We start from the raw sequence: 20,851 nt of genomic DNA, 5'->3' as shown, positions 1-20,851 counted from the left end.
TAAAATAAAATAATGAACATTCCAGCAGAATTAAAATACACTAAAGACCACGAGTGGATTAAGATAGAAGGCGATACCATTACAGTTGGTATTACAGACTTCGCACAAAGCGAATTAGGAGACATTGTTTACGTAGAAGTAGAGACTGTAGACGAGACGCTAGATGCTGAAGACGTTTTTGGTACTGTTGAAGCCGTGAAAACAGTTTCAGATTTATATTTACCAGTATCTGGTGAAATTATCGCTTTTAATGAGTCATTAGAAGACGAACCAGAAAAAGTGAATTCAGACCCTTATGGCGCAGGTTGGATGGTGAAAGTTAAGGTGTCTGATGTTTCAGAACTTGACAGCCTGTTATCTGCTGAAGAATACAAAGCAATCATTGGTGCTTAAAAAATCAAGTTTAGTAATAAGTATTTTTTATACAGTATTGCTAACGGCATTAAGTTTATTTAAAATCAATTTAGAGGCCGAACACCTCCCTTTAAACAGTGATAAAGTATACCATGCGATAGCTTATAGTCTATTCACTTTACTTTGGTTTGCGGCGTTTCATTTTAAGCTTAAGATGCAATTTAATAAAGCACTGTTAATCACCGGATTATTTTCTTTTAGTTACGGTATCCTTATAGAAGTACTCCAAGGATGGCTTACAATAAGCAGGCAAGGTGATGTTAAAGACGTGATTGCAAATACAATAGGTATGGTATTTGCTGTATTATTAATATGGGGTATAAAAAAACGGGTGTTAAAAAATAATAATACTTTGCTTTTTTGATAAAATAATAGTTATTTTAGCATCCGGTACAAAACAAATTCTAAATATATGGAACCTAAGAAAAATCCAAAATCAAACGTAGGGAGAAATAGTTCTCTTTATTTTGCAGTGGGTATGGCGCTTATGTTAACCTTAACATATGTGGCTATCAACTACAAGACCTATGATGATAGTGTGCGAAATATGGCACAGCGTGATGTAGATGAAGAATTGGACGAAGAAATTCCAATCACAAATCAGGCACCGCCACCACCACCGCCGCCACCACCACCACCACCAGCACCAGAAGTTATTGATGTTGTTAAAGATGAAGTGGAAATCGAGGAAACAGTTATTGAATCTACTGAGACAACTCAAGCAGAAGAAATAGTTGAAGTTGAAGACGTTGTAGTCGATGAAATTGAAGAAGATGTTGAAGTGTCTTTTGCAGTTATTGAAAACGTACCAATTTTTCCAGGTTGTGATAGTGGAAACAATGATGCCAAGAAAAAATGTATGTCGGATAAAATCAATCAGTTGGTTGCGAAAAAGTTCGATTTAGAATTAGGTCAGGAATTAGGCTTAAGTGGTAAACAAAGAATCAGTGTGTTTTTTACCATTGATAAATTGGGTAACATTGTGAATGTTAAAACCCGTGCACCACATCCAAGATTAGAAAAAGAGGCACAACGTATTGTGGATTTAATTCCGCAAATGAAGCCAGGAAGACAACGTGGAAAGCCAGTAAAGGTTACATTCTTTCTACCGATATCGTTTAACGTACAAGACTAGAAAACAAAGTTTTTTATACGAATTAAAAATCCCACTACAATTAAGTAGTGGGATTTTTGTTTTTGGTATGCTTATTGCGTTTTTATCATAATATTAACATATAAACTTTAATTATTATGAACAATTCAAAGAAAAGCCACGACCTCGTTCGCCAAAACGAGAAAGTTGTGAAAAAATCACAAAAGCATGATGTAAATTTACGAAAAAACTCAACACTGTACTTTCAAATTGGGTTAATTGTTTGTTTATTGGGGAGTTACACCGCATTAGAGATGATGTTTGCTAGTACAAACGATTATGTTTACAAGGTTTCAGTAGATCCCGACGATGATATGTTTGATCTAGTACCAGACAATTATGTGATTGAAAAACCAAAGGAGGCACAAAAATCTGAACCAGTTAAACCCGAGCCAATACCTTCTTCAAAGATTGAAATTAGTGATGATGACACAAAAGCGGCCGATGATTTAGCTAAAACCTTTATTGATACACCTAAGCCGAATAAGAGAGTGCCAGAGGTAAATCCAAATGATTTTAAAGTTACACCTCCAACAGGACCGGTGAGTATCTTAGCCGTTCAAAAAGTGCCAGTGTATCCCGGTTGTGAAAAAGCAACTAACAACGATGCACGTAGAAAATGTATGTCGGATAAGCTGTCAAAACTTATTCAGAATAAATTTAATCCAGATTTAGGCGCTGAACTGGGCTTGCAAGGCAGACAGAAAATTTGGGTACAGTTTAAAATAAACAAACAAGGCGAGGTAGAGATATTAAATACGAGGTCGCCACACGAAGAATTGGATAAAGAAGCAATTCGTGTTGTAGAGAAAATACCAACAATGACACCAGGAATGAATGATGAGAGACCTGTTGAGGTGTCTTACATGTTACCTATAAATTTGAATATTCAAAATTAAGGTATTCGCATATTCTAAAAGGGGCTAATGCTGTAGGTGTTAGCTCCTTTTTTTATTACAATACTTTAAAAAATAGTATCTTTCCACAAAATTTAACCACACTATTTTGTTATGAAGTACTGGATGATTATTACACTACTTTGCTTTCAGTTTTTCGCTTTCGCTCAAGAAACATATTTAAACGAGAAACCACCTGTTTTTGATAGTTGTAAAGAACTACCGCTTGAGGCACTACAAAATTGTTTTGATACAAAGGTCTTTAATTTGTTATTTGAAAATTTTGAAGTACCAGAATCAGTGGTTGTTGAAAATTTTAAAGGTGAAATCGTTATTCTTTTTGAAGTAGAAAAAGAAGGCACATTCAAAGTTATTTATGTTGATGCTGTTCATGCAGCGTTAAAAACAGAGGTCATTCGTGTGTTTAAAGACTTTCCACAAGTGACGCCAGCGACTTACAACGGGAAACCAACGTACAAGCAATATGCTATTACATTAAAAATCCCTTTGGTTGACCAAACTGTTGCAACCAGAGATCTGTCAATTCAAAATAATACCGAAGTAAATAATGCTTTAGAAATTGAAGCAAAAAAAGAATTAGAACGTGTAAATGCCAATTTACAAACGTATACAAATAAAGAGTATAGCAGTCAGTTGAATATTCCATTTTCTCATGAGATTTATTCTAAATTTGATCGTGCTACAAATCTAATTGGTACAAACAGCCATACTGCGGCTAAACCTTTTTTATATGAAGACATTACCGCATATCACGATTTTAGTGCTGAAAATGAAACACTAAAAAAGGAAACGAATACTTGGGTAGGAAAAAAAATATGGAATGAACACTTAGTGCAAGTGCAAGGAAAGGATTACTGGTTTACAGTGGATCCTATTTTGGATTTGCAGGTTGGAAAAGATACAGATGCCGATTTTAATTCAACATTTAACAACACAAGAGGGGTTTATATTCAGGGGGGCTTAGGAAAACAATTTAATTTTTCAGCTTCAGTTTATGAAAACCAAGGGCGTTTTGCACAGTATTTTAATGAATATGCCGAAAGTATAAAGCCTTCAGGAGGAGATCCAGCAGTGATTCCTGGTAGAGGTATTGCTAAACGTTTTAAAGAGGATGCCTATGATTACCCTGTAGCAGAAGCGTATTTGTCGTACTCACCAGCAAAATTTATTAATGTGCAGTTTGGTCATGGTAAAAATTTTATTGGTGATGGGTATCGCTCCTTGTTACAAAGTGATGTGGCAAGTCCGTATCCATTTTTAAAACTAAACACCAAATTCTGGAAAATAAAATACACCAATACCTATACTTGGTTAAAAGACATTAGGCCAGAAGCGACAGTTGATGGCGCCTTTTTAACTAAATACATAGCAAATCACTATTTGAGCTGGAATGTAAATGCCCGCTTAAATTTAGGTTTGTTTGAGTCTGTGGTGTGGACGAATACCAACGACAGAGGTTTCGATGTTAATTACCTAAACCCAATCATTTTTTATCGCGCTATAGAGTTTGAAACAGGACAAGATGCAGGAAATGCAATTGTTGGTGCTTCTGCTAAATATAAGTGGAGCGATAATTTTAATATGTATTCACAGTTTATTTTAGATGAGTTTTCACTAAGTGATGTCACAGGTGGTAATAAAAGTTGGAAGAATAAATTCGGGTTACAGTTAGGTGCAAAGTATTACAATGCTTTTAAAATAAAAGAGTTAATGCTGCAGGCAGAATACAATGCAGTAAGACCTTATACGTATTCACACAATACCGTTGTTTTAAACTATGCTCATAACAACCAGCCAATGGCACATCTTTGGGGCGCTAACTTTAGAGAGTTAGTCTTAATTGGACGCTATCGTTATAAACGATGGCTTGGTGAAGCCAAATTAATCGCTGGAATTCGTGGTTTTGATGTAAACGATGGGACAGATACTTTTAACTACGGAGGCGATATTTTTAGAGATGAAGTTGATAGACCTTTTGATACCGGTGTAGCAATAGGTCAAGGTGTAAAAGTCAATACTATTAACGCGAGTTTGCAAGCCGGCTACCTATTGAACCCAATGTCTAATTTAAAAGTTTTCGCAAATATTAGTTACCGTAATTTTAATCCGGAAGCAGAAACGCTATCAGTCATGAATAATAGTACGGTTTGGTTTAATTTAGGAATTAGAACAGATTTGTTTAATTGGTATTTTGATTTATAGATTCTTAATAAGAAGGCATTGCGGTCTATAAAAAAGAATAATTTATCAGGAATCCAAAGGAAGACTATTGCGCCTTGGATTGCAGGATTCTAAAATTTTATATAATAAAACCCCCACAAGTAAAAACCTGGTGATTTTTTGTTATTAATATTGTTTTACAACGTATCTTTGCAAAAGCAAAAAAACGAGCGATAAGCACGCAATATTTTGAGTAGAACGTCAGCAGCAGCAATAAAACATACATGGATTTCAGATTTTAAAGAAATCACAAAAATGCGTTTAGCATTAAGCGTGGTATTCTCCTCTGTGGCAGGTTATTTACTTGGTGTTGAAACCGTAGATTACGCGACCCTTTTGTTACTGGCGCTAGGGGGGTATTTTATGGTTGGTGCTTCCAATGCTTACAATCAAATCATTGAGAAAGATTTAGACGTATTAATGGATCGTACAAAAAACCGCCCAATTCCAGCAGGGCGTATGACGGTGCAAACAGCATTTATTATTGCGACAATCTTTACCGTTTTAGGAATCGCTATCTTATACAGTATTAATGAGCAAACAGCAATGTTTGGTGCTATTTCTATTTTTTTATACACTTGCGTTTATACGCCTTTAAAAACAAAAACGCCCTTAGCTGTTTTTGTTGGAGCCATTCCAGGAGCCATTCCTTTTATGTTAGGTTGGGTAGCTGCTACTGATGATTTTGGTATAGAGCCGGGCGTTTTATTTGCCTTACAATTCTTTTGGCAATTCCCTCACTTTTGGGCAATAGGCTGGTTTTTATATAATGATTATAAAAAAGGAGGCTTTTTTATGTTGCCAACAGGAAAACAAGATAAAGGCACAGCAGTACAAACAATTATGTATACGGTTTGGACGGTCTTAGTCTCTATCGTACCTGTTTTTGGTATCACCGGACAATTAAAATTGTCTATCGTTGCAGGAAGCATTGTGTTTAGCTTAGGGTTATTCATGTTGTATTATGCTATTCAATTATTCAAGAAAATGACAGAAAAAGCAGCCAAGCAACTCATGCTTGCCAGCGTGTCTTACATTACATTAATACAAATTGTTTACGTAGTAGATAAATTTATTAGATAATTATGGATTTAACCCAAGGGACTATAAAAGAAAAAAATGAACGAGCAAAAAAGATGATGCTGTGGTTTGGTCTCATCTCTTTATTTATGTCGTTTGCTGGTTTAACCAGTGCCGTTATTATAAGTCGTACACGTCCAGATTGGTCTCAGGATCTGCAGTTACCAGATGTTTTTCTGGTGAGTGTCTTTGTTATTATTTCCAGTAGTATTGCTTATGTTTTTGCAAAAAGAGCATTAAAACAAGGCAAGAAGGGAATAACAACACTACTGTTATTAGCGACTTTTGTTTTAGGGGTGGTGTTCATTTTTCTTCAATTTAATGGTTTTAATGAATTAATCAATTCTGGTTATTATTTAACAGGAGAAACAAGTGATCCAAAGGCTTCTTTTATTTTTCTAATTGCTTTTGTCCATCTTTTACACGTTGCAGTAGGATTAATTTGTTTGTTGGTTGTTATTTATAATCATTTTAAACAAAAGTACACACCTGCTAAACATTTAGGTTTTGAACTGGCAGGAACATTCTGGCATTTTATAGATATACTGTGGGTATTCTTGTATTTGCTCCTGTATTTTGTAGCCTAAATATTAAAATAAATTCTCAGACTAAAATCCAGTTTTTTTAAAACATAAAATAAAGGCTTTAAAAATTACGCTTTCCTGTTTCGTAACCTAAAGAAAATGATTATTTTTGTGCCATATTTCAAACAAACGAACTCAACTATATGAATACTACAGTTGCAACTACTGAAACAGAGGGCAAAACTTGGGACGGAGGCAATGAGCCATTAAAAGCAAGCTACGGTAAAATGATGATGTGGTTTTTCATCGTTTCAGATGCATTAACCTTCTCAGGATTTTTAGCCGCTTATGGTTTTTCAAGATTCAAATTCATTGGTTCTTGGCCAATTGCAGATGAAGTGTTTACACACGTTCCGTTTTTCCACGGTAATTATCCAATGATTTATGTGGCATTCATGACCTTTATTTTAATCATGTCATCAGTAACTATGGTATTAGCCGTAGACGCTGGGCACCACATGAAGCAAAAAGCAGTAACGTGGTACATGTTTTTAACGGTCATTGGAGGTTTAATTTTCGTGGGTTCTCAAGCTTGGGAATGGAACACCTTCATTAGAGGCGACTATGGAGCGGTACAAACTAAAGGAGGTAATATTCTTCAATTTGGTCACTATGAAACAGTAGAGGGTGAGCAGGTTTTTAAAAGAAATGCCATTTCAGAATTTGCTGTGGTAACGCCCGGAGAAAGAGTTAATCACGAAAGTAAAAACGGGTTGTGGTATGAAAGTGAAGGGACGCTTCCAGAATATTCTGTAGAGGAAGTTTATGCTGGTTTGTTGGCCAACGAAACTATTTTTGTTAGAACGCAAACAATCAATGAAGCCGGTGAAAAAACAATTCTGACAAGAGAAGAGTCTTTAAAGCAAATTAAGGATAATGGAAAGCAAGTCGTTCACGGCGCAAACCTTCAGGTTAATGAATATGGTTCACCATTATTTGCAGATTTCTTTTTCTTTATCACAGGATTTCACGGTTTTCACGTATTTTCAGGTGTGGTAATCAATATCATTATTTTCTTTAATGTCATTATTGGAACCTACGAAAGACGTAAGAGTTATGAAATGGTTGAAAAAGTAGGATTGTATTGGCACTTTGTAGATTTAGTTTGGGTATTTGTATTCACATTCTTCTATTTAGTATAATTAAAACGTATTATTTTCATTTCCTTGAAAAAGGAAATCTATATAAAGTATCTTAAACATGGCACACGAACATAAATTAGAAATATTCAGAGGATTAGTAAAGTTTAAATCAAACACTCAAAAAATTTGGGGCGTTTTAATATTTTTAACTTTAGTAACAGCCGTAGAAGTTGTATTAGGTATCTATAAGCCAGAATCATTGATGATTCCTGTTTTGGGGATGAAAGGCTTAAACTGGGTCTTCATAATTTTAACTTTAGTAAAAGCCTATTATATTACTTGGGATTTTATGCACATGCGTGATGAAACCAAGAGTTTAAGACGTATGGTTGTGTGGACAGCCGTTTTTCTAATTTGCTACTTAATCTTCATCTTATTGCAAGAAGGTGGCTATATAGAAAGTGTTTATAGTAATGGCTATATTAAAAAAGATTTTTAATTAAAATGACCTGCGCTGAGCTCGTCGAAGTAAAGCATTAAAAGAGTATAAAAGGTGGTTTATTTAAACCGCCTTTTTTTATTTTTGCATCAATCATAAAACGAAGTAGAAATGAACAAAAAGCAAACAAAAAAATACATCATTTTAGGCGTGCTATTCTTCTTGCCAGTTGCTTTTTTATTGATGCTATACCCTTCAACTAATAATTATAAAACCCTTGATGTGGTTAAGGAGGATGTTTTAGATCTTTCAAATTTATCTTCAGTAAAAGATACCCTTATTTCATTAAAGGATCATATTACTGTTTTAGGCTTTTTAGGGAATAATCCGGAGTCTAAAATTGTAGAGGCTTCCAACTTAAAAGAGCTCGTATACAATAAGTTTAAGGGCTTTAAAAAGTTTCAGGTCGTTATGCTAGTTTCTAATGAGGCAGAAGCAGAAACGAAACGTTTAACACAAGAATTAAATAAGTACAGTGAGCATAAGTATTGGCATTTTGTTTATGCAACCGAAAGTGATATAAATAAACTATTTAATAGTTTGCGCTCTAGTTTACGATTAGATGGAAGCTATGCAACAAGTAGTGTTTTTATAATAGATAAAGCATTAAATCAACGCGGGAGATTAGATGATCGTACAGAAAAGGAAATAGAAAATGCCGACCCCATAAGACCTTTAACGGCATATAATGCGCTAGAAGTGTCTATCATTAAAAATAAAATGGCTGCTGAAGATGTTCGTGTGTTGTTAGAAGAATACAGAAAGAGTGGTAATAACAAGCCAGATTCTTCAACGCGAAGAGCTCAAGACTTGAATCCAGATAAAGATAAAACTGAAGACTAAGTTTAGTATTAATGCCTAAGTTCAGGAATGCGTAATCGAAACCTCAAAATTTAAAAAATGAAAAAAAACAACTACTCATATATAGGTATTGCATTTATCATTTTACTATTCGGAATTATTTTTATTCCTAAAATAGTAAATAGAATTAAATCAGATAAAGTAGTCGATAATACAGGGCGTAGCGAACAGATAGCAAAACCAACAGAAGACGAAAAAAAAGCTAAGGCATTATCGTTTATTGAAATAAATGGCCAACGCAAAAAAGTGCCAAACTTTAGCTTTACGAATCAGGATGGAAAAACGATCACGCAAAAGGATTATTTAGGGAAAGTATATGTCGTCGATTTTTTCTTTACCACCTGTCCTACTATTTGTCCAAGAATGAGTAAAAACCTGGTGGAGATTCAAGAACTTTATAAGGAGAACAGCAATTTTGGTATTGCTTCATTTTCTATTATGCCAGCGACAGATACCCCAGAAATCTTAAAAGATTACGCCGAAAATTATGGCATTACACATCCCAATTGGCATTTATTAACAGGAGAACAGGAAAAAATTCACCAACTGGCAAATACAGGATTTAATATCTATGTAGGTGAAGTAGAAGATGGAGCATTAGGTTTTGCACACTCTGGGGACTTTGCATTAATAGATAAGAACGGATACATACGCTCCAGAACTGATGCGTTTGGTAATCCTAAAATTTTCTACAAAGGCATCATTAGCGAACAAGAAAAAATGGATGAAGATGGCAATGCACAAGAAATCTCAATGCTAAAAGAAGATATTAGAATTTTATTGGAAGAATAAAAACAAGGTTAAAACCATTCCTTTTAAAATAAATAATTACGAAAGGATTTTTAAAGCCATTCGAAACGTTATAAATATGATTAAAGAAAATATACAAAAAGAAAAAAAATATAATAAATGGATTATTGCGCTTTCAGTAGTCATTCCATTGGCAGTGGCCGCATTATTTCGTGTTAAACTAAAAGATTTTGGATTTAATATTGAGCCATTAACTTTTTTACCGCCAATTTATGCAAGCATTAACGGCCTAACAGCTATTGTTCTAATTATTGCGGTTTTGGCCATAAAAAAAGGGAATAGAAGATTGCACGAACGTTTAATGAAATCTGCAATAGCACTTTCCGTGTGCTTCCTGTTAATGTATATTGCCTATCATATGACTAGTGATTCAACCGCTTTTGGAGGAGAAGGCGGTATTAAATATGTTTACTATTTTATTCTAATCACACATATAATATTATCGATTGCAGTGATTCCATTTGTACTTATCACCTATGTCAGAGCCATTAGTAGTAATTTTGAAAGACATAAAAAAATAGCAAGAATTACTTTTCCGTTATGGCTTTACGTTGCCATAACAGGAGTTGTGGTGTATGTGATGATTGCTCCTTATTACGCATAATTCTATTATTAAAAACACCTTTCCCTGTATTGGAAAGAGCGGTTTTGGATTTCGGAGAAGAAATTCAAAAGTCGGAAAGCTTATAAAACAAACATGAAAATCAAAATACTATTTACAGTATTCACACTATCCTTTTTTCTTGAGACAAACGCGCAATGCGCGATGTGTAGGGCTGTATTAGAAAGTGAAGAAGGTCTAGTTGCTGCTGAGGGTATAAACGATGGTATTATCTATCTTATGGCTATTCCTTATATTCTAGTATTTGGTGTGGTCTTTATTATTTATTGGAAGTACTTCAAAACCAAGCAAAAATCATAACCTATATTTTTTAACATTTTTTTAATACTATTACTGTAACAAATAAGGTCCTTTGCAGTCTAATGGATAGATGTAAATAACACATCAATCAAAAAAATCAACCATTATGCTGAAAATTAACAAGCTTCACAAGTCTTATCCTATAGGCGATTCTAGTTTACATGTATTAAAAGGAATAAATCTTTCAGTTGAAGCGGGAGAGATGGTGGCTATTATGGGGTCATCGGGTTCCGGTAAATCGACCTTACTTAATATTATTGGGATGCTTGATGAAGCCGATGAAGGTGAATACATCTTAGATAACGTGCCTATTAAAAATCTGACCGAAAAAAAAGCAGCTATTTATCGTAACAAGTTTTTAGGCTTTATTTTTCAGTCTTTCAACTTAATCAATTATAAAAATGCTTTAGACAATGTTGCTTTGCCATTATACTATCAAGGTTTAAAGCGCAAAGAGCGTGTTGAGCAAGCCTTATTCCATTTAGAAAAAGTAGGTTTAAAAAATTGGGCAGACCATTTGCCTAACGAATTATCTGGTGGACAAAAACAGCGTGTGGCTATTGCCAGAGCATTGGCGGCTAATCCAAAATTGCTTTTGGCAGATGAGCCAACAGGTGCCTTAGATACCAAAACCTCTTATGAGATCATGGCGTTTATTCAACAATTAAACGACGAAGGAAAAACCATTTTAATAGTAACTCATGAAGAAGACATTGCGAATATGTGTAAACGTATTGTGCGTTTGGTAGATGGCGTTATTATGGAAGACACTTTTGTTAACCAGGTAAGGGCTGCAGAACATGTTTGATAGAGATCTTTGGCGCGAAATATTTCAGAGTATTAATATGAATAAAACCAGGACACTATTGTCTGGTTTTACGGTATCGTTTGCGATTTTATTATTTGCTTTGCTTTTTGGGATCACCAATGGCTTATTAAACACCTTTGATGAAGCCTTTGTTGATGATGCAAAAAACTCCATTTTTATTAATTCCGGGAGGACTTCTAAAGCTAGTGAAGGCCTACAAGCAGGACGGCAAATTCAATTTGAAAATGCAGATCAAGAATGGATAGAAGAAGAATTTGGAGATAAAGTACAATACATCACCTCAAGAATTTACTTAAACGTAACAGCGACTTTTAGAAACGAAAAAGGTAATTATACCGTTCGTGCTGTAAATCCAGATCATCAGTATTTGGAAAACACCAAGGTGACTTATGGGCGTTATATCAATCAATCAGATATTAAAAACAACACTAAAGTGGTTGTTATTGGTCGTCTAGTAGAAGAGGATTTGTTTTTAAAAACGACAGCCATTGGAAAATATATTAACCTCAACGGGATTCAATATAAAGTAGTTGGTGTGTTTAGTGATGATGGTGGCGATAACGAAGAGCGACTAATCTACATGCCAGTATCTACTGCCCAACAAATATATGGTAATAACGATCACATCGATCAAATCAATTTAACCTATAATCCGGAGATGAACTTCGATGCGGCCATAAGCTTTAGTAATGTACTCACAAAAAAGCTTAAAGACAGGTTCCAGGTGTCACAAAACGACCAACGCGCTATTCGCGTTAGAAATTTAGCAAACGAATCTAAAGCAGTAGACCAAATGACCTTTGTTCTTGGAATTCTAGTATTGGTTATTGGTTTTGGGACATTAATAGCAGGGATTGTTGGGATTAGTAATATTATGATTTTTATAGTAAAAGAACGGACTAAAGAAATTGGTATTCGTAAAGCCTTAGGTGCAGAACCTAAAGCGATTGTATTATTAATTTTATTAGAATCTATATTAATTACCATTATCGCTGGATTTGTAGGCTTGTTTTTAGGTATGGGCATATTAGAATTGGTAGGGCCGAGTTTAGAAAAGTATTTTATAAAAGATCCCTATGTAAGCTTAAATCTGGTTATTGGCGCAACCATCACGCTAATAATAGCTGGCGGACTTGCCGGCTATCTTCCAGCAAAAAAGGCGTCAAGAATTAAACCAATTGTAGCACTTAGAGACGATTAATTATGGGATTATTTATATTTGAAAGAGATACGTGGCAGGAAGTGTTTGATAGTTTGGGTAAAAACAAACTGCGAACAGGATTAACGATGGTTGGTGTTTGGTGGGGTATTTTATTACTTATAGGGTTACTAGGTTCTGCTCGCGGTATAGAAAACTCATTTAATAGGTTATTTGGTAGCTTTGCGACGAACAGTGTTTTCGTTTGGGCACAAAGTACGAGTAAGCCGTTTAAAGGCTTTCAAGAAGGCAGACAAGTGCAATTGAAAATTAGTGATGCCAACAAGATAGAAGAGAATGTGGAAGGCATTGAATTTGTGGTGCCTCGGAATAGGAATCAAGCATTGGTGGTTCATAATTTCTTGTCTGGAAACTTTGGCGTTGCTGGTGATTACCCTTTGCTCGATCAGGTTCAGAAAAAGAAAATGATGCGGGGGCGCTTCATCAATCAAACCGACATCGACGAGAATAGGAAAGTGGTTGTTATTTCTGAAGAAATCTATAAGCAACTCTTTGAAAAAGAAGCGGAAATGATAGGAACCTACATTCAGCTCAATGGTATGAATTTTAAAGTCGTGGGTATGTTTGAAACCGGAAAGGCTAACATGGGGCCTACGGAAGACATGCATATACCATTCACTACCTTCCAACAGATTTATAATATGGGAGAAAACATCGGTTGGATGATGATTACTGGAAAGCCAGAGGCAGACATCACTCAAATTGAAAGTGATGCTAAATTGATTTTAAGAAACCTTAATAACGTACACCCTAAAGATAATCGTGCCTTTGGGAGTTTTAATTTAGGAAAGGAATTTGCCAAAGTAACAGGTTTCCTCTCAGGGATGCAGTTTTTAACCTGGTTCGTAGGTATTGCAACGCTAATTGCAGGCGTATTTGCGATAGGTAATATCTTACTCATAACTGTAAAAGAAAGAACAAAAGAAATTGGTGTACGTCGTGCATTAGGTGCCACACCTTTTGAGATCAAAAGACAAGTTATTTTAGAAGCTGTTTTTATTACCATGATAGCAGGTTTATTAGGAATCATTAGTGGCGGATCGCTATTGATGCTTGTTGATGCCTTGATCGGTCAAGGAGATGAAGCGATTTTAGTAAATGCATCCGTTCCTATTAGTGTCGTATTTATTGCATTGGTCATACTGGTAGTTTTAGGAACATTAATTGGGTTAATCCCTGCCTTTAAAGCCACAAGTGTGAAACCAATAGACGCCTTAAGAGAAGAATAATAAATCAATCAAAATAAAAGAAAGCATTGTCGCTTTTAAATCAACAGAGAAAATTAAACTAAAAAATGAAAAAAGCATTAAAAATCATTGTAGGATTAGGATTGCTAGTAGCACTTGTATTCGTGTTAAAGTATTTTAAAGATTCTAATTCAAAATCAGTAGAAGATTTTAAAACAGCAGAGCCGTTTTATACTTCAATTAACACAAAAACTGTCGCTACAGGCAAATTAAACCCTGAAGAAGAAGTAGAATTAAAACCACAAATTTCTGGGATCATAGATAAAATTATGGTTGAAGAAGGAGACATCGTAAAAAAAGGCGATATTATTGCTAAAATTAGAGTGGTCCCGAACGAGCAAAATTTAATAGGTGCCAGTGGGCAAATAGCTTCTGCTAAAATAGCCTATAATAATGCAAAAATGATTTATGATAGAAATAAAGCATTATTTGATAAAGGCGTCATTTCTAGACAGGATTTTGATAATAATGAGTTAGCATTAAATCAAGCCAATGAAACCTTGAGGCAAGCACAAAATAATTATCAGATTATTAGAAAAGGATCCTTATCTGGTGGTGGCTCTGCAAACACAAATATTATAGCGCTCATTGCAGGTACGATTTTAGAAATTCCTGTTCGTGAAGGTGATCAGGTTATTGAAAGTAATAACTTTAATGAGGGAACTACTATTGCGACCATTGCAGACATGAGTAAAATGATCTTTGAAGGGAAAGTAGATGAAGCTGAAGTGGGAAAACTGAAAGAAGGTAAAGAAATAAAAGTTATTTTAGGGGCCATTAATGAAAAGGAATTTCCAGCAAAATTAACGTTTGTAGCACCTAAAGGGATGGAAGAGAATGGTGCGGTCCAATTTACTATTAAGGCTGATGTTGAAGTAGACCAGTCGACTAAAATTAGAGCCGGCTATAGTGCGAATGCTGAAATTGAAATGGAAAGTAAAGACAGTGTTTTGGTAATAAAAGAGTCGTTACTTCAATTTAACCGAATTACTGAAAAACCTTTTATTGAGTTAAAGACCGGTGATGGCAAGTATGAAAAGAAAAATGTAGAATTAGGTCTGTCTGATGGTATTAACGTAGAAATAACTGAAGGAGTTAAAGAAGGAGATAAAATTAAGGTTTGGAACAAAGCCTCTAAAGAAGATAACGATGACGAAGAATAGTATGATTAAAAATAATATTATAGTAGTAGCTGTTCTAGCGCTAGTAAGTTTTTCAGGAAACGCTCAAGAAAAGAACTGGTCGCTAAAGGAAAGTGTTGACTATGCTTTGGAAAACAATATTTCTATAAAACAAACCTTATTAGATAAAGAAATTGCTGAACAAGACTTAAAATCTGCTAAAGGAAACTTTTTGCCTACCTTGAATGGTAATGCTTCTCAAAATTGGAACTTTGGTTCGTTTATTGATCAAAATGGTAGTAGAATTTCTGTAGATTCACGTGGGAACGGGTTTTCTTTAAACACAGGAGTAACACTTTTTAATGGATTCAGAAACACTAATCTTCACAAGCAAGCTGAGTTAGGGGTGCAAGCCAGCCAAATTCAATTAGATATATTACAGAATAATATTTCATTAAATGTGGTGAATGCTTATTTGAACATTCTATTTAATAAAGAGGCCTTAAAATTAGCAGAAGAACAAATAGTAATCAGCCAAAAAAGTTTAGATCAGATACAAAATTTAGTCGATGCGGGTGCGAGAGCTAGAGCAGATTTATTGGTCTCTAAATCACAGTTAGCGGCAGATAATGAACGCTTGGTTAATGCGCAAAACAGTGTTGACTTATCATTACTAAGTTTAGCGCAATTGTTACAAATTACTGCGGAAGGTTTTGATATTGAAGAAATAAATATAGATTTAACAAATGCGGTTTTAACATATAAGAGTTCTGGAGAAATAATATCCTATGCTGTTGTGAATAGACCCGAGATTAAAATTGCTGAATTGAATATTGAAAATGCAGAATTAAATTATCAAATTGCAAGAGGTGCCTACTATCCTACGTTGTCTTTTGGAGGTGGTGCGAGTACTTCATATCAGCATTTACAGGGGCAAGATGATGTTATTCAAATTATCACAGGAATTGATGCCACGACTGGAGAACCAATCATAGTGTCTCAAAAAAATGATTTTATAGACCAAATTGAAAATAACCTAGGATATAATGTTGGCTTTAGCTTGAGCATACCAATATTTAATGGTTTTAAAACAGATGCAAACGTTAAACGCGCTCAAATAAGTAAAGAACGTATTGCTTTAGATTTAGATGCACAGAAACAAACCTTAAGTGCTAATATAGAACAGGCGTTTGCAGATGCAAAAGCATCATTGATTCAGTATGAGGCTTCAAAAATCTCCTTGGAATCACAAGAGTTAGCGTTTCAGAATGAACAAGAAAAATATGACCTAGGCGTGAGTACTTCTTTTGAATTAGAACAAGTTAGAAACCGCGTCATTAACGCGCAATCCTCTTTTTTGAATGCAAAATATAATTATGTATTCAAAACAAAAGTATTAGATTTTTATCTTGATAAACCAATTACTGAATAATATAATTTGGCCTATATTTTAAGCATAGAAACCGCAACAACAAATTGCTCAGTCTCTTTATCGAAAGATGGAGAGACTTTGTTGTTGAAAGAAGATTACAGTGCTAACTATTCGCATGCTGAACGCTTACATGTTTTTATAGATGCCGTTTTAAAAGACGCTAATATACAACGGTCACAATTGAGTGCTATTGCGGTAAGCAAAGGCCCAGGATCTTATACAGGTTTGCGTATTGGGGTGTCTGCAGCCAAGGGCTTGTGCTACGCGCTGGATATCCCGCTCATTGCTGTTTCAACCTTAGAAGCTTTAGCACATCAGGTTAAGGTTACCAACGGAATTATTATTCCCATGCTCGATGCGAGACGTATGGAAGTCTATTCTGCGATATTTTCAAAGGACTATAAGCTATTACGTGCAATTGAAGCCCAAATTCTAGACGCACAATCTTTTCAGGACTATTTGCAATCTGAAACAGGCTATTTTATTGGGAATGGTGTTGAAAAAACGAAGGCCCTTATAACACATAAAAACGCAACCTTTATTGAAGGTAGGTTGCCTTCAGCAAATGAAATGAGTCTTATCGCTTATACCAAATACAAAAAAAACGACACCGAAGATGTCGCTTATTTTGAACCTTATTATTTAAAAGATTTTGTGGCTTTAAAACCAAAACCTAAGGCTTAGCCTTGCTTTTGTATTTGAACGCGGTGTGGATAAGGAATATCAATTCCAGCAGCATCTAAAGCTTCTTTAGTTTGCTCGATCATATAAAAATGAATCGCCCAATAATCCTCTTTATTAACCCAAACACGTGTGAAGAAATTGATAGAACTATCGCCTAATTCTGAAACGTTTATTGCTGGCGCTGGTTCTTCTAAGATAAGCGCATTACCATGGATAACCTTTTGGATGACTTCTTTAGTGGTTTTAATATCTGAATCATAGCCTACACCAAAAGTAACATCTACGCGGCGGGTCGCTTCAGTAGAATAGTTGGTAATCGTTCCATTAGATAAACTTCCATTAGGGATAATAACCTCTTTATTATCTGGAGTCAATAATTTAGTGGTAAAAATTTCTATTTGTTTTACAGTCCCCGTTTCTCCTTGGGCTTTAATAAAATCTCCAATTTTAAAAGGTTTAAAAATCATAATTAAAACACCACCAGCGAAATTAGCCAGCGAACCTTGCAATGCCAGGCCAATAGCTAAACCAGCTGCAGCAATTATGGCTGCCAGAGACGTGGTCTCTACTCCTACAGTGCCTAGTATAATAACGATTAAAACAATTTTAAGACCCCAACCAATTAAATTGAGCAAGAATTTCTTAAGACCGATGTCGTAATTAGACTTGTCCATCGCTTTAGCGACCCCTTTTTTTAGGTATTTTAGTACAAATGCACCAACAATCCAGATGACGATCGCTAGCAATACCTTTGGAGCATATTCGACAATAATGTCGTAACCTTTATCAATCCATTTTTGTAAATCCATAGTTTTTTTATTGTTTTTTAGTTAAGTAGTATTGTTATTAAAGCAGCAGTTGCAGGAATTGCCTGTATGTAAAATAATTTTATTTTTTTAGTTGAATAAGCCCCATAAATCCCAGCGATAATGATACATGCTAAAAAGAAAATAGCGACTCCTAAATCCTTAGTAATTAAGGAAAAAAGTAAGCCTGAAGCTAAAATCCCATTATACAAACCCTGATTTGCGGCAAGTACTTTAGTGTCTTCAGCAAACTGCTTGCTTTTTGTTCCAAAGGCTTTCATTGTTCTTGGTTTGGTCCATAAAAACATTTCCAAAATTAAAAAATAAAAATGTTCGAAGGCCACAAAAAGAACCAGAATTATTGTGATGATTTTCATTTTAATGTGTTATTATATTAATAGCTTCTTCTGTTTCAGTTGTCGGTAATTTACAGGCACTATTTTCACAAACATAAATAAAGGTTTTGCCTTCTGAAAATCTATTTTTAAGAAGAGGTAATTCGTTTTCACCTCTACTTCCTACCACAATTTTGTTAGGAAGGTAGTGCGTGTTAAGCTCTGAAATTTTAGCCATTGCATCTTTACCTACAATAGCAACCTCATAAAAGGGTAGGGTGTAATTGAGCATTAAATCTAACCAGTTTGAGAAAGCAGAACCATACTTGCTCATTTCTGGTTTTACATTATGAAGCATTGCTGTAGCAACTTTGTAATAATATTGGTTTTCAAAATAATGAGATAACTTAAAAAGGGTTTTAGCCATAATAGAATTACTGGCAGGAATGACATTGTCACGATATTCAAACGTTTTTACAACAAGCGCTTGCTCTTTCTTTGAAGTAAATTGGAATAATTGACTGGATTCGTTGTAAAAGGCATCAAAAGTATAATCGGTTAATGCTTTGGCAGTTTTAAGCCATTGTTCGTCTAAAGTAACTTCATATAAGGCTATAAATGCTTCCGCTGTAGTAGCATAATCTTCTAAAAACCCAGAGATAGAGGCTTTTCCATTTTTGTAATTATGAAATAAGCTGCCATCTTCTTTTAGTTGGTTGTTTATTATAAAATTAGCATTTTTTAGTGCAGTTTCTAAATAAGTGTCATTTCCTAAAACACGGTAGGCATCTATGTAGCCCTTCAGCATTAAAGCATTCCATGATGTTAATATTTTATCGTCTAATCGTGGGCGCTCTTTTTTGTCTCTTTCCTTTAATAATTTTGATTTCCAGGCGCTTTTTTTGTTTTGAAGCGTTTCCATTGTGATGGAATGCTCAGAGACAAAGTCTTGATCACTATCTTTTCTAATTAATACATAATTTTTATGTTCCCAATACCCATAGCCATTAACATTATAGTACTCGGAAAACAGCTCAAAATCGGCTGCTAAAACCGCTTTTAATGCTTCTTTGGTCCACACGTAATAGGCGCCTTCTTCTAGTACTCCGGCTTCTGTCAAGCTGTCTGCATCTAGAGAAGAGTAAAAACCACCAGAGGTATCGGTTAATTCACGGGCTATAAATTCAAGGGTTTCAATGACTACTTTTTTATACAAAAGGTTCTTCGTTAGTGCATAGGCGTCTGAATATAAGCTTACCAGTTGACCATTGTCATAAAGCATTTTCTCAAAATGAGGCACGTGCCATTTGTCATCCACAGAATAGCGAGAAAACCCACCACCTATCTGATCATAAATACCACCATAAGCCATATTTGTTAGAGTTGTATTTACAAATTCTGAAACTTTTGGGTTGTCGTATTGATAGCCATAGCGCATTAAAAATTGATAGTTATTGGGCATCATAAACTTTGGTGCGTTTCCAATGCCTCCGTTATTGGTATCAAAGTATCTTGACCATTCTTTAATAATACTAGCAACAAAAGGCGTGTCAAAATCAGGAGTTTCAGTATTGATGTTAATGACATCCATAGCTTTCATGCCCTGCTCTAATTTGGTAGCATACTCCTCTAATTTTTCAGGTTGCTTAGCATACAAAGCTGCAATTTGTTCTAAAGCATTTACCCATTGTTCTTTTTTAAAATAGGTACCGCCCCAAACGGGTCTTCCATCTGGTAATGCAATGACGTTCATGGGCCAGCCACCACTTCCAGTCATAATTTGGACCGCATTCATGTATACCTGGTCAACATCGGGCCGCTCTTCTCTGTCCACTTTAATATTCACAAAATGAGCATTCATGACTTTAGCGACTTCTTCATCCTCAAAGCTTTCGTGTTCCATAACGTGACACCAATGGCAAGCCGCATAACCTACGCTAATTAAGAGTAGTTTTTTACTTTGTTTAGCGGCTTCTAAAGTCTCTTCATTCCAGGCGTTCCAAGCTACAGGATTATGAGCGTGTTGCAATAAGTATGGGCTGGTTTCATGGATTAAATTATTGGTGTATTTTGGCATATCTGTTTTTGTTTGCGCGCAGCTATAAAGTGAAAATAAGAGAAAAAGAAGATGAAAATTTTTCATAATATTCAAAGTTAATCAATTCCCTATGAGTTTTTTAATTTTTTATAAGTTCTTAAAGTAAATAAATTTCAGGTTTTTTGAGCATAAAAAAACTCAGCCAATGGGCTGAGTTTAATAATTCAAAATAGAATTTTATTTAGTTGTTATCGTCGTCTGTTGCTTCATTAACAGCATCTTTAATAGACTCTCCTGCTTCTTCAGTTTCATTTACGGCATCGTCAATAGCTTTACCAGTAGCTTCGAATCCACCTTCAACAGCTTCTTCAGTCTCCTCAGCAGCATTTTCAATGGCATCACCTGTATTCTCCATTGCATTTTCAGCGTCTTTTTTGTCTTCTTCTCTACATGATGTAAATGATGCGCTTAATGCTAATAATAAAGCTGCGCTTAATACTAATTTCTTCATTCGTTTTGGGTTTAAAGTTCTTATTAAGATGCAAATTTAACATTTTGAACGATATTTATTCAACTTATTTACATTATTTATAGAATA

The 20,851-nt window shown here is 34.9% G+C and carries 23 protein-coding genes; 19 read left to right on the top strand and 4 right to left on the bottom strand.

The genetic code is table 11. The annotated features are described in order from the left end of the window. Window positions 1-12: 12 nt before the first annotated feature. The 19 genes from gcvH to tsaB all read left to right on the top strand — a co-directional run bounded on the left by gcvH (window position 13) and on the right by tsaB (window position 17,074). Complete coding sequence (gene gcvH, locus GQ46_RS07735) at window positions 13-393, top strand: glycine cleavage system protein GcvH (RefSeq protein WP_044400144.1); 381 nt, start codon at window positions 13-15, stop codon at window positions 391-393. Next, entirely contained in the window at window positions 386-778 is a 393-nt protein-coding gene (locus tag GQ46_RS07730; RefSeq protein ID WP_197077343.1) for a VanZ family protein, read from the top strand. The genes gcvH and GQ46_RS07730 overlap by 8 nt, the downstream gene beginning before the upstream one ends. 48 nt (window positions 779-826) lie before the next feature. Next, window positions 827-1,549, top strand: a complete 723-nt coding sequence (locus GQ46_RS07725; protein WP_044400142.1) for an energy transducer TonB — start codon at window positions 827-829, stop codon at window positions 1,547-1,549. A gap of 116 nt (window positions 1,550-1,665) precedes the next feature. Then, window positions 1,666-2,466 (top strand): energy transducer TonB, encoded by an 801-nt coding sequence (locus GQ46_RS07720; protein WP_044400140.1) that lies wholly within the window; start codon window positions 1,666-1,668, stop codon window positions 2,464-2,466. 111 nt (window positions 2,467-2,577) lie between these two features. Next, entirely contained in the window at window positions 2,578-4,686 is a 2,109-nt protein-coding gene (locus GQ46_RS07715) for a hypothetical protein (RefSeq protein WP_044400133.1), read from the top strand. A 207-nt stretch (window positions 4,687-4,893) separates the two neighbouring features. Next, on the top strand, window positions 4,894-5,787 hold the full coding sequence (cyoE, locus tag GQ46_RS07710) for a heme o synthase (protein ID WP_044400119.1): 894 nt from the start codon (window positions 4,894-4,896) through the stop codon (window positions 5,785-5,787). A gap of 2 nt (window positions 5,788-5,789) precedes the next feature. Further along, window positions 5,790-6,371 carry a cytochrome c oxidase subunit 3 gene (locus GQ46_RS07705; RefSeq protein ID WP_044400116.1) on the top strand — a complete coding sequence of 194 codons (582 nt, stop codon included), beginning with the start codon at window positions 5,790-5,792 and terminating at the stop codon, window positions 6,369-6,371. A gap of 140 nt (window positions 6,372-6,511) precedes the next feature. Then, complete coding sequence (locus tag GQ46_RS07700; protein ID WP_044400113.1) at window positions 6,512-7,510, top strand: cytochrome c oxidase subunit 3; 999 nt, start codon at window positions 6,512-6,514, stop codon at window positions 7,508-7,510. A 58-nt stretch (window positions 7,511-7,568) separates the two neighbouring features. Next, entirely contained in the window at window positions 7,569-7,949 is a 381-nt protein-coding gene (locus tag GQ46_RS07695) for a cytochrome C oxidase subunit IV family protein (protein WP_044400110.1), read from the top strand. A 111-nt stretch (window positions 7,950-8,060) separates the two neighbouring features. After that, window positions 8,061-8,792 carry a hypothetical protein gene (locus GQ46_RS07690; protein ID WP_044400107.1) on the top strand — a complete coding sequence of 244 codons (732 nt, stop codon included), beginning with the start codon at window positions 8,061-8,063 and terminating at the stop codon, window positions 8,790-8,792. A gap of 57 nt (window positions 8,793-8,849) precedes the next feature. After that, window positions 8,850-9,602, top strand: coding sequence for an SCO family protein (locus tag GQ46_RS07685; protein ID WP_044400104.1), 753 nt, complete (start codon window positions 8,850-8,852; stop codon window positions 9,600-9,602). Window positions 9,603-9,678: 76 nt separating this feature from the next. Further along, window positions 9,679-10,224 (top strand): DUF420 domain-containing protein, encoded by a 546-nt coding sequence (locus GQ46_RS07680; protein WP_044400101.1) that lies wholly within the window; start codon window positions 9,679-9,681, stop codon window positions 10,222-10,224. 93 nt (window positions 10,225-10,317) lie between these two features. Next, the gene (locus tag GQ46_RS07675) at window positions 10,318-10,542 is read left to right on the top strand and encodes a hypothetical protein (RefSeq protein WP_044400099.1); all 225 of its coding nucleotides are present in this window, start codon (window positions 10,318-10,320) and stop codon (window positions 10,540-10,542) included. Window positions 10,543-10,648: 106 nt separating this feature from the next. Next, a complete protein-coding gene (locus GQ46_RS07670) occupies window positions 10,649-11,350 on the top strand; it encodes an ABC transporter ATP-binding protein (protein WP_044400096.1) in 702 nt (233 codons plus the stop codon). Next, a complete protein-coding gene (locus tag GQ46_RS07665; RefSeq protein WP_044400093.1) occupies window positions 11,343-12,572 on the top strand; it encodes an ABC transporter permease in 1,230 nt (409 codons plus the stop codon). Before GQ46_RS07670 ends, GQ46_RS07665 begins: the two co-directional genes overlap by 8 nt. Window positions 12,573-12,574: 2 nt before the next feature. Then, window positions 12,575-13,819, top strand: coding sequence for an ABC transporter permease (locus tag GQ46_RS07660; protein ID WP_044400090.1), 1,245 nt, complete (start codon window positions 12,575-12,577; stop codon window positions 13,817-13,819). A 65-nt stretch (window positions 13,820-13,884) separates the two neighbouring features. Continuing rightward, window positions 13,885-15,000 (top strand): efflux RND transporter periplasmic adaptor subunit, encoded by a 1,116-nt coding sequence (locus GQ46_RS07655; RefSeq protein ID WP_044400087.1) that lies wholly within the window; start codon window positions 13,885-13,887, stop codon window positions 14,998-15,000. Continuing rightward, window positions 14,987-16,390 carry a TolC family protein gene (locus tag GQ46_RS07650; RefSeq protein ID WP_231567337.1) on the top strand — a complete coding sequence of 468 codons (1,404 nt, stop codon included), beginning with the start codon at window positions 14,987-14,989 and terminating at the stop codon, window positions 16,388-16,390. The genes GQ46_RS07655 and GQ46_RS07650 overlap by 14 nt, the downstream gene beginning before the upstream one ends. Window positions 16,391-16,396: 6 nt before the next feature. Continuing rightward, window positions 16,397-17,074, top strand: a complete 678-nt coding sequence (tsaB, locus tag GQ46_RS07645) for a tRNA (adenosine(37)-N6)-threonylcarbamoyltransferase complex dimerization subunit type 1 TsaB (protein ID WP_044400084.1) — start codon at window positions 16,397-16,399, stop codon at window positions 17,072-17,074. Here the strand turns inward: tsaB and GQ46_RS07640 are convergent. The 4 genes from GQ46_RS07640 to GQ46_RS07625 form a co-directional block, all read right to left on the bottom strand. After that, window positions 17,071-17,883 carry a mechanosensitive ion channel family protein gene (locus GQ46_RS07640; protein ID WP_044400081.1) on the bottom strand — a complete coding sequence of 271 codons (813 nt, stop codon included), beginning with the start codon at window positions 17,881-17,883 and terminating at the stop codon, window positions 17,071-17,073. The genes tsaB and GQ46_RS07640 overlap by 4 nt on opposite strands. Before the next feature lie 17 nt (window positions 17,884-17,900). Further along, window positions 17,901-18,257, bottom strand: coding sequence for a DUF1304 domain-containing protein (locus GQ46_RS07635; RefSeq protein ID WP_052503427.1), 357 nt, complete (start codon window positions 18,255-18,257; stop codon window positions 17,901-17,903). 1 nt (window position 18,258) lies between these two features. Beyond that, window positions 18,259-20,292 (bottom strand): thioredoxin domain-containing protein, encoded by a 2,034-nt coding sequence (locus GQ46_RS07630; protein WP_044404721.1) that lies wholly within the window; start codon window positions 20,290-20,292, stop codon window positions 18,259-18,261. Between the two features lie 202 nt (window positions 20,293-20,494). Next, complete coding sequence (locus GQ46_RS07625) at window positions 20,495-20,764, bottom strand: hypothetical protein (protein ID WP_044400074.1); 270 nt, start codon at window positions 20,762-20,764, stop codon at window positions 20,495-20,497. Window positions 20,765-20,851 lie beyond the last annotated feature (87 nt).

This window comes from Lacinutrix sp. Hel_I_90 (assembly GCF_000934685.1).
Taxonomy (GTDB): Bacteria; Bacteroidota; Bacteroidia; order Flavobacteriales; family Flavobacteriaceae; genus Lacinutrix.
The sequence above is the reverse complement of the archived record's forward strand: the minus strand, read 5'-3'. Positions and strand labels throughout refer to the sequence as shown.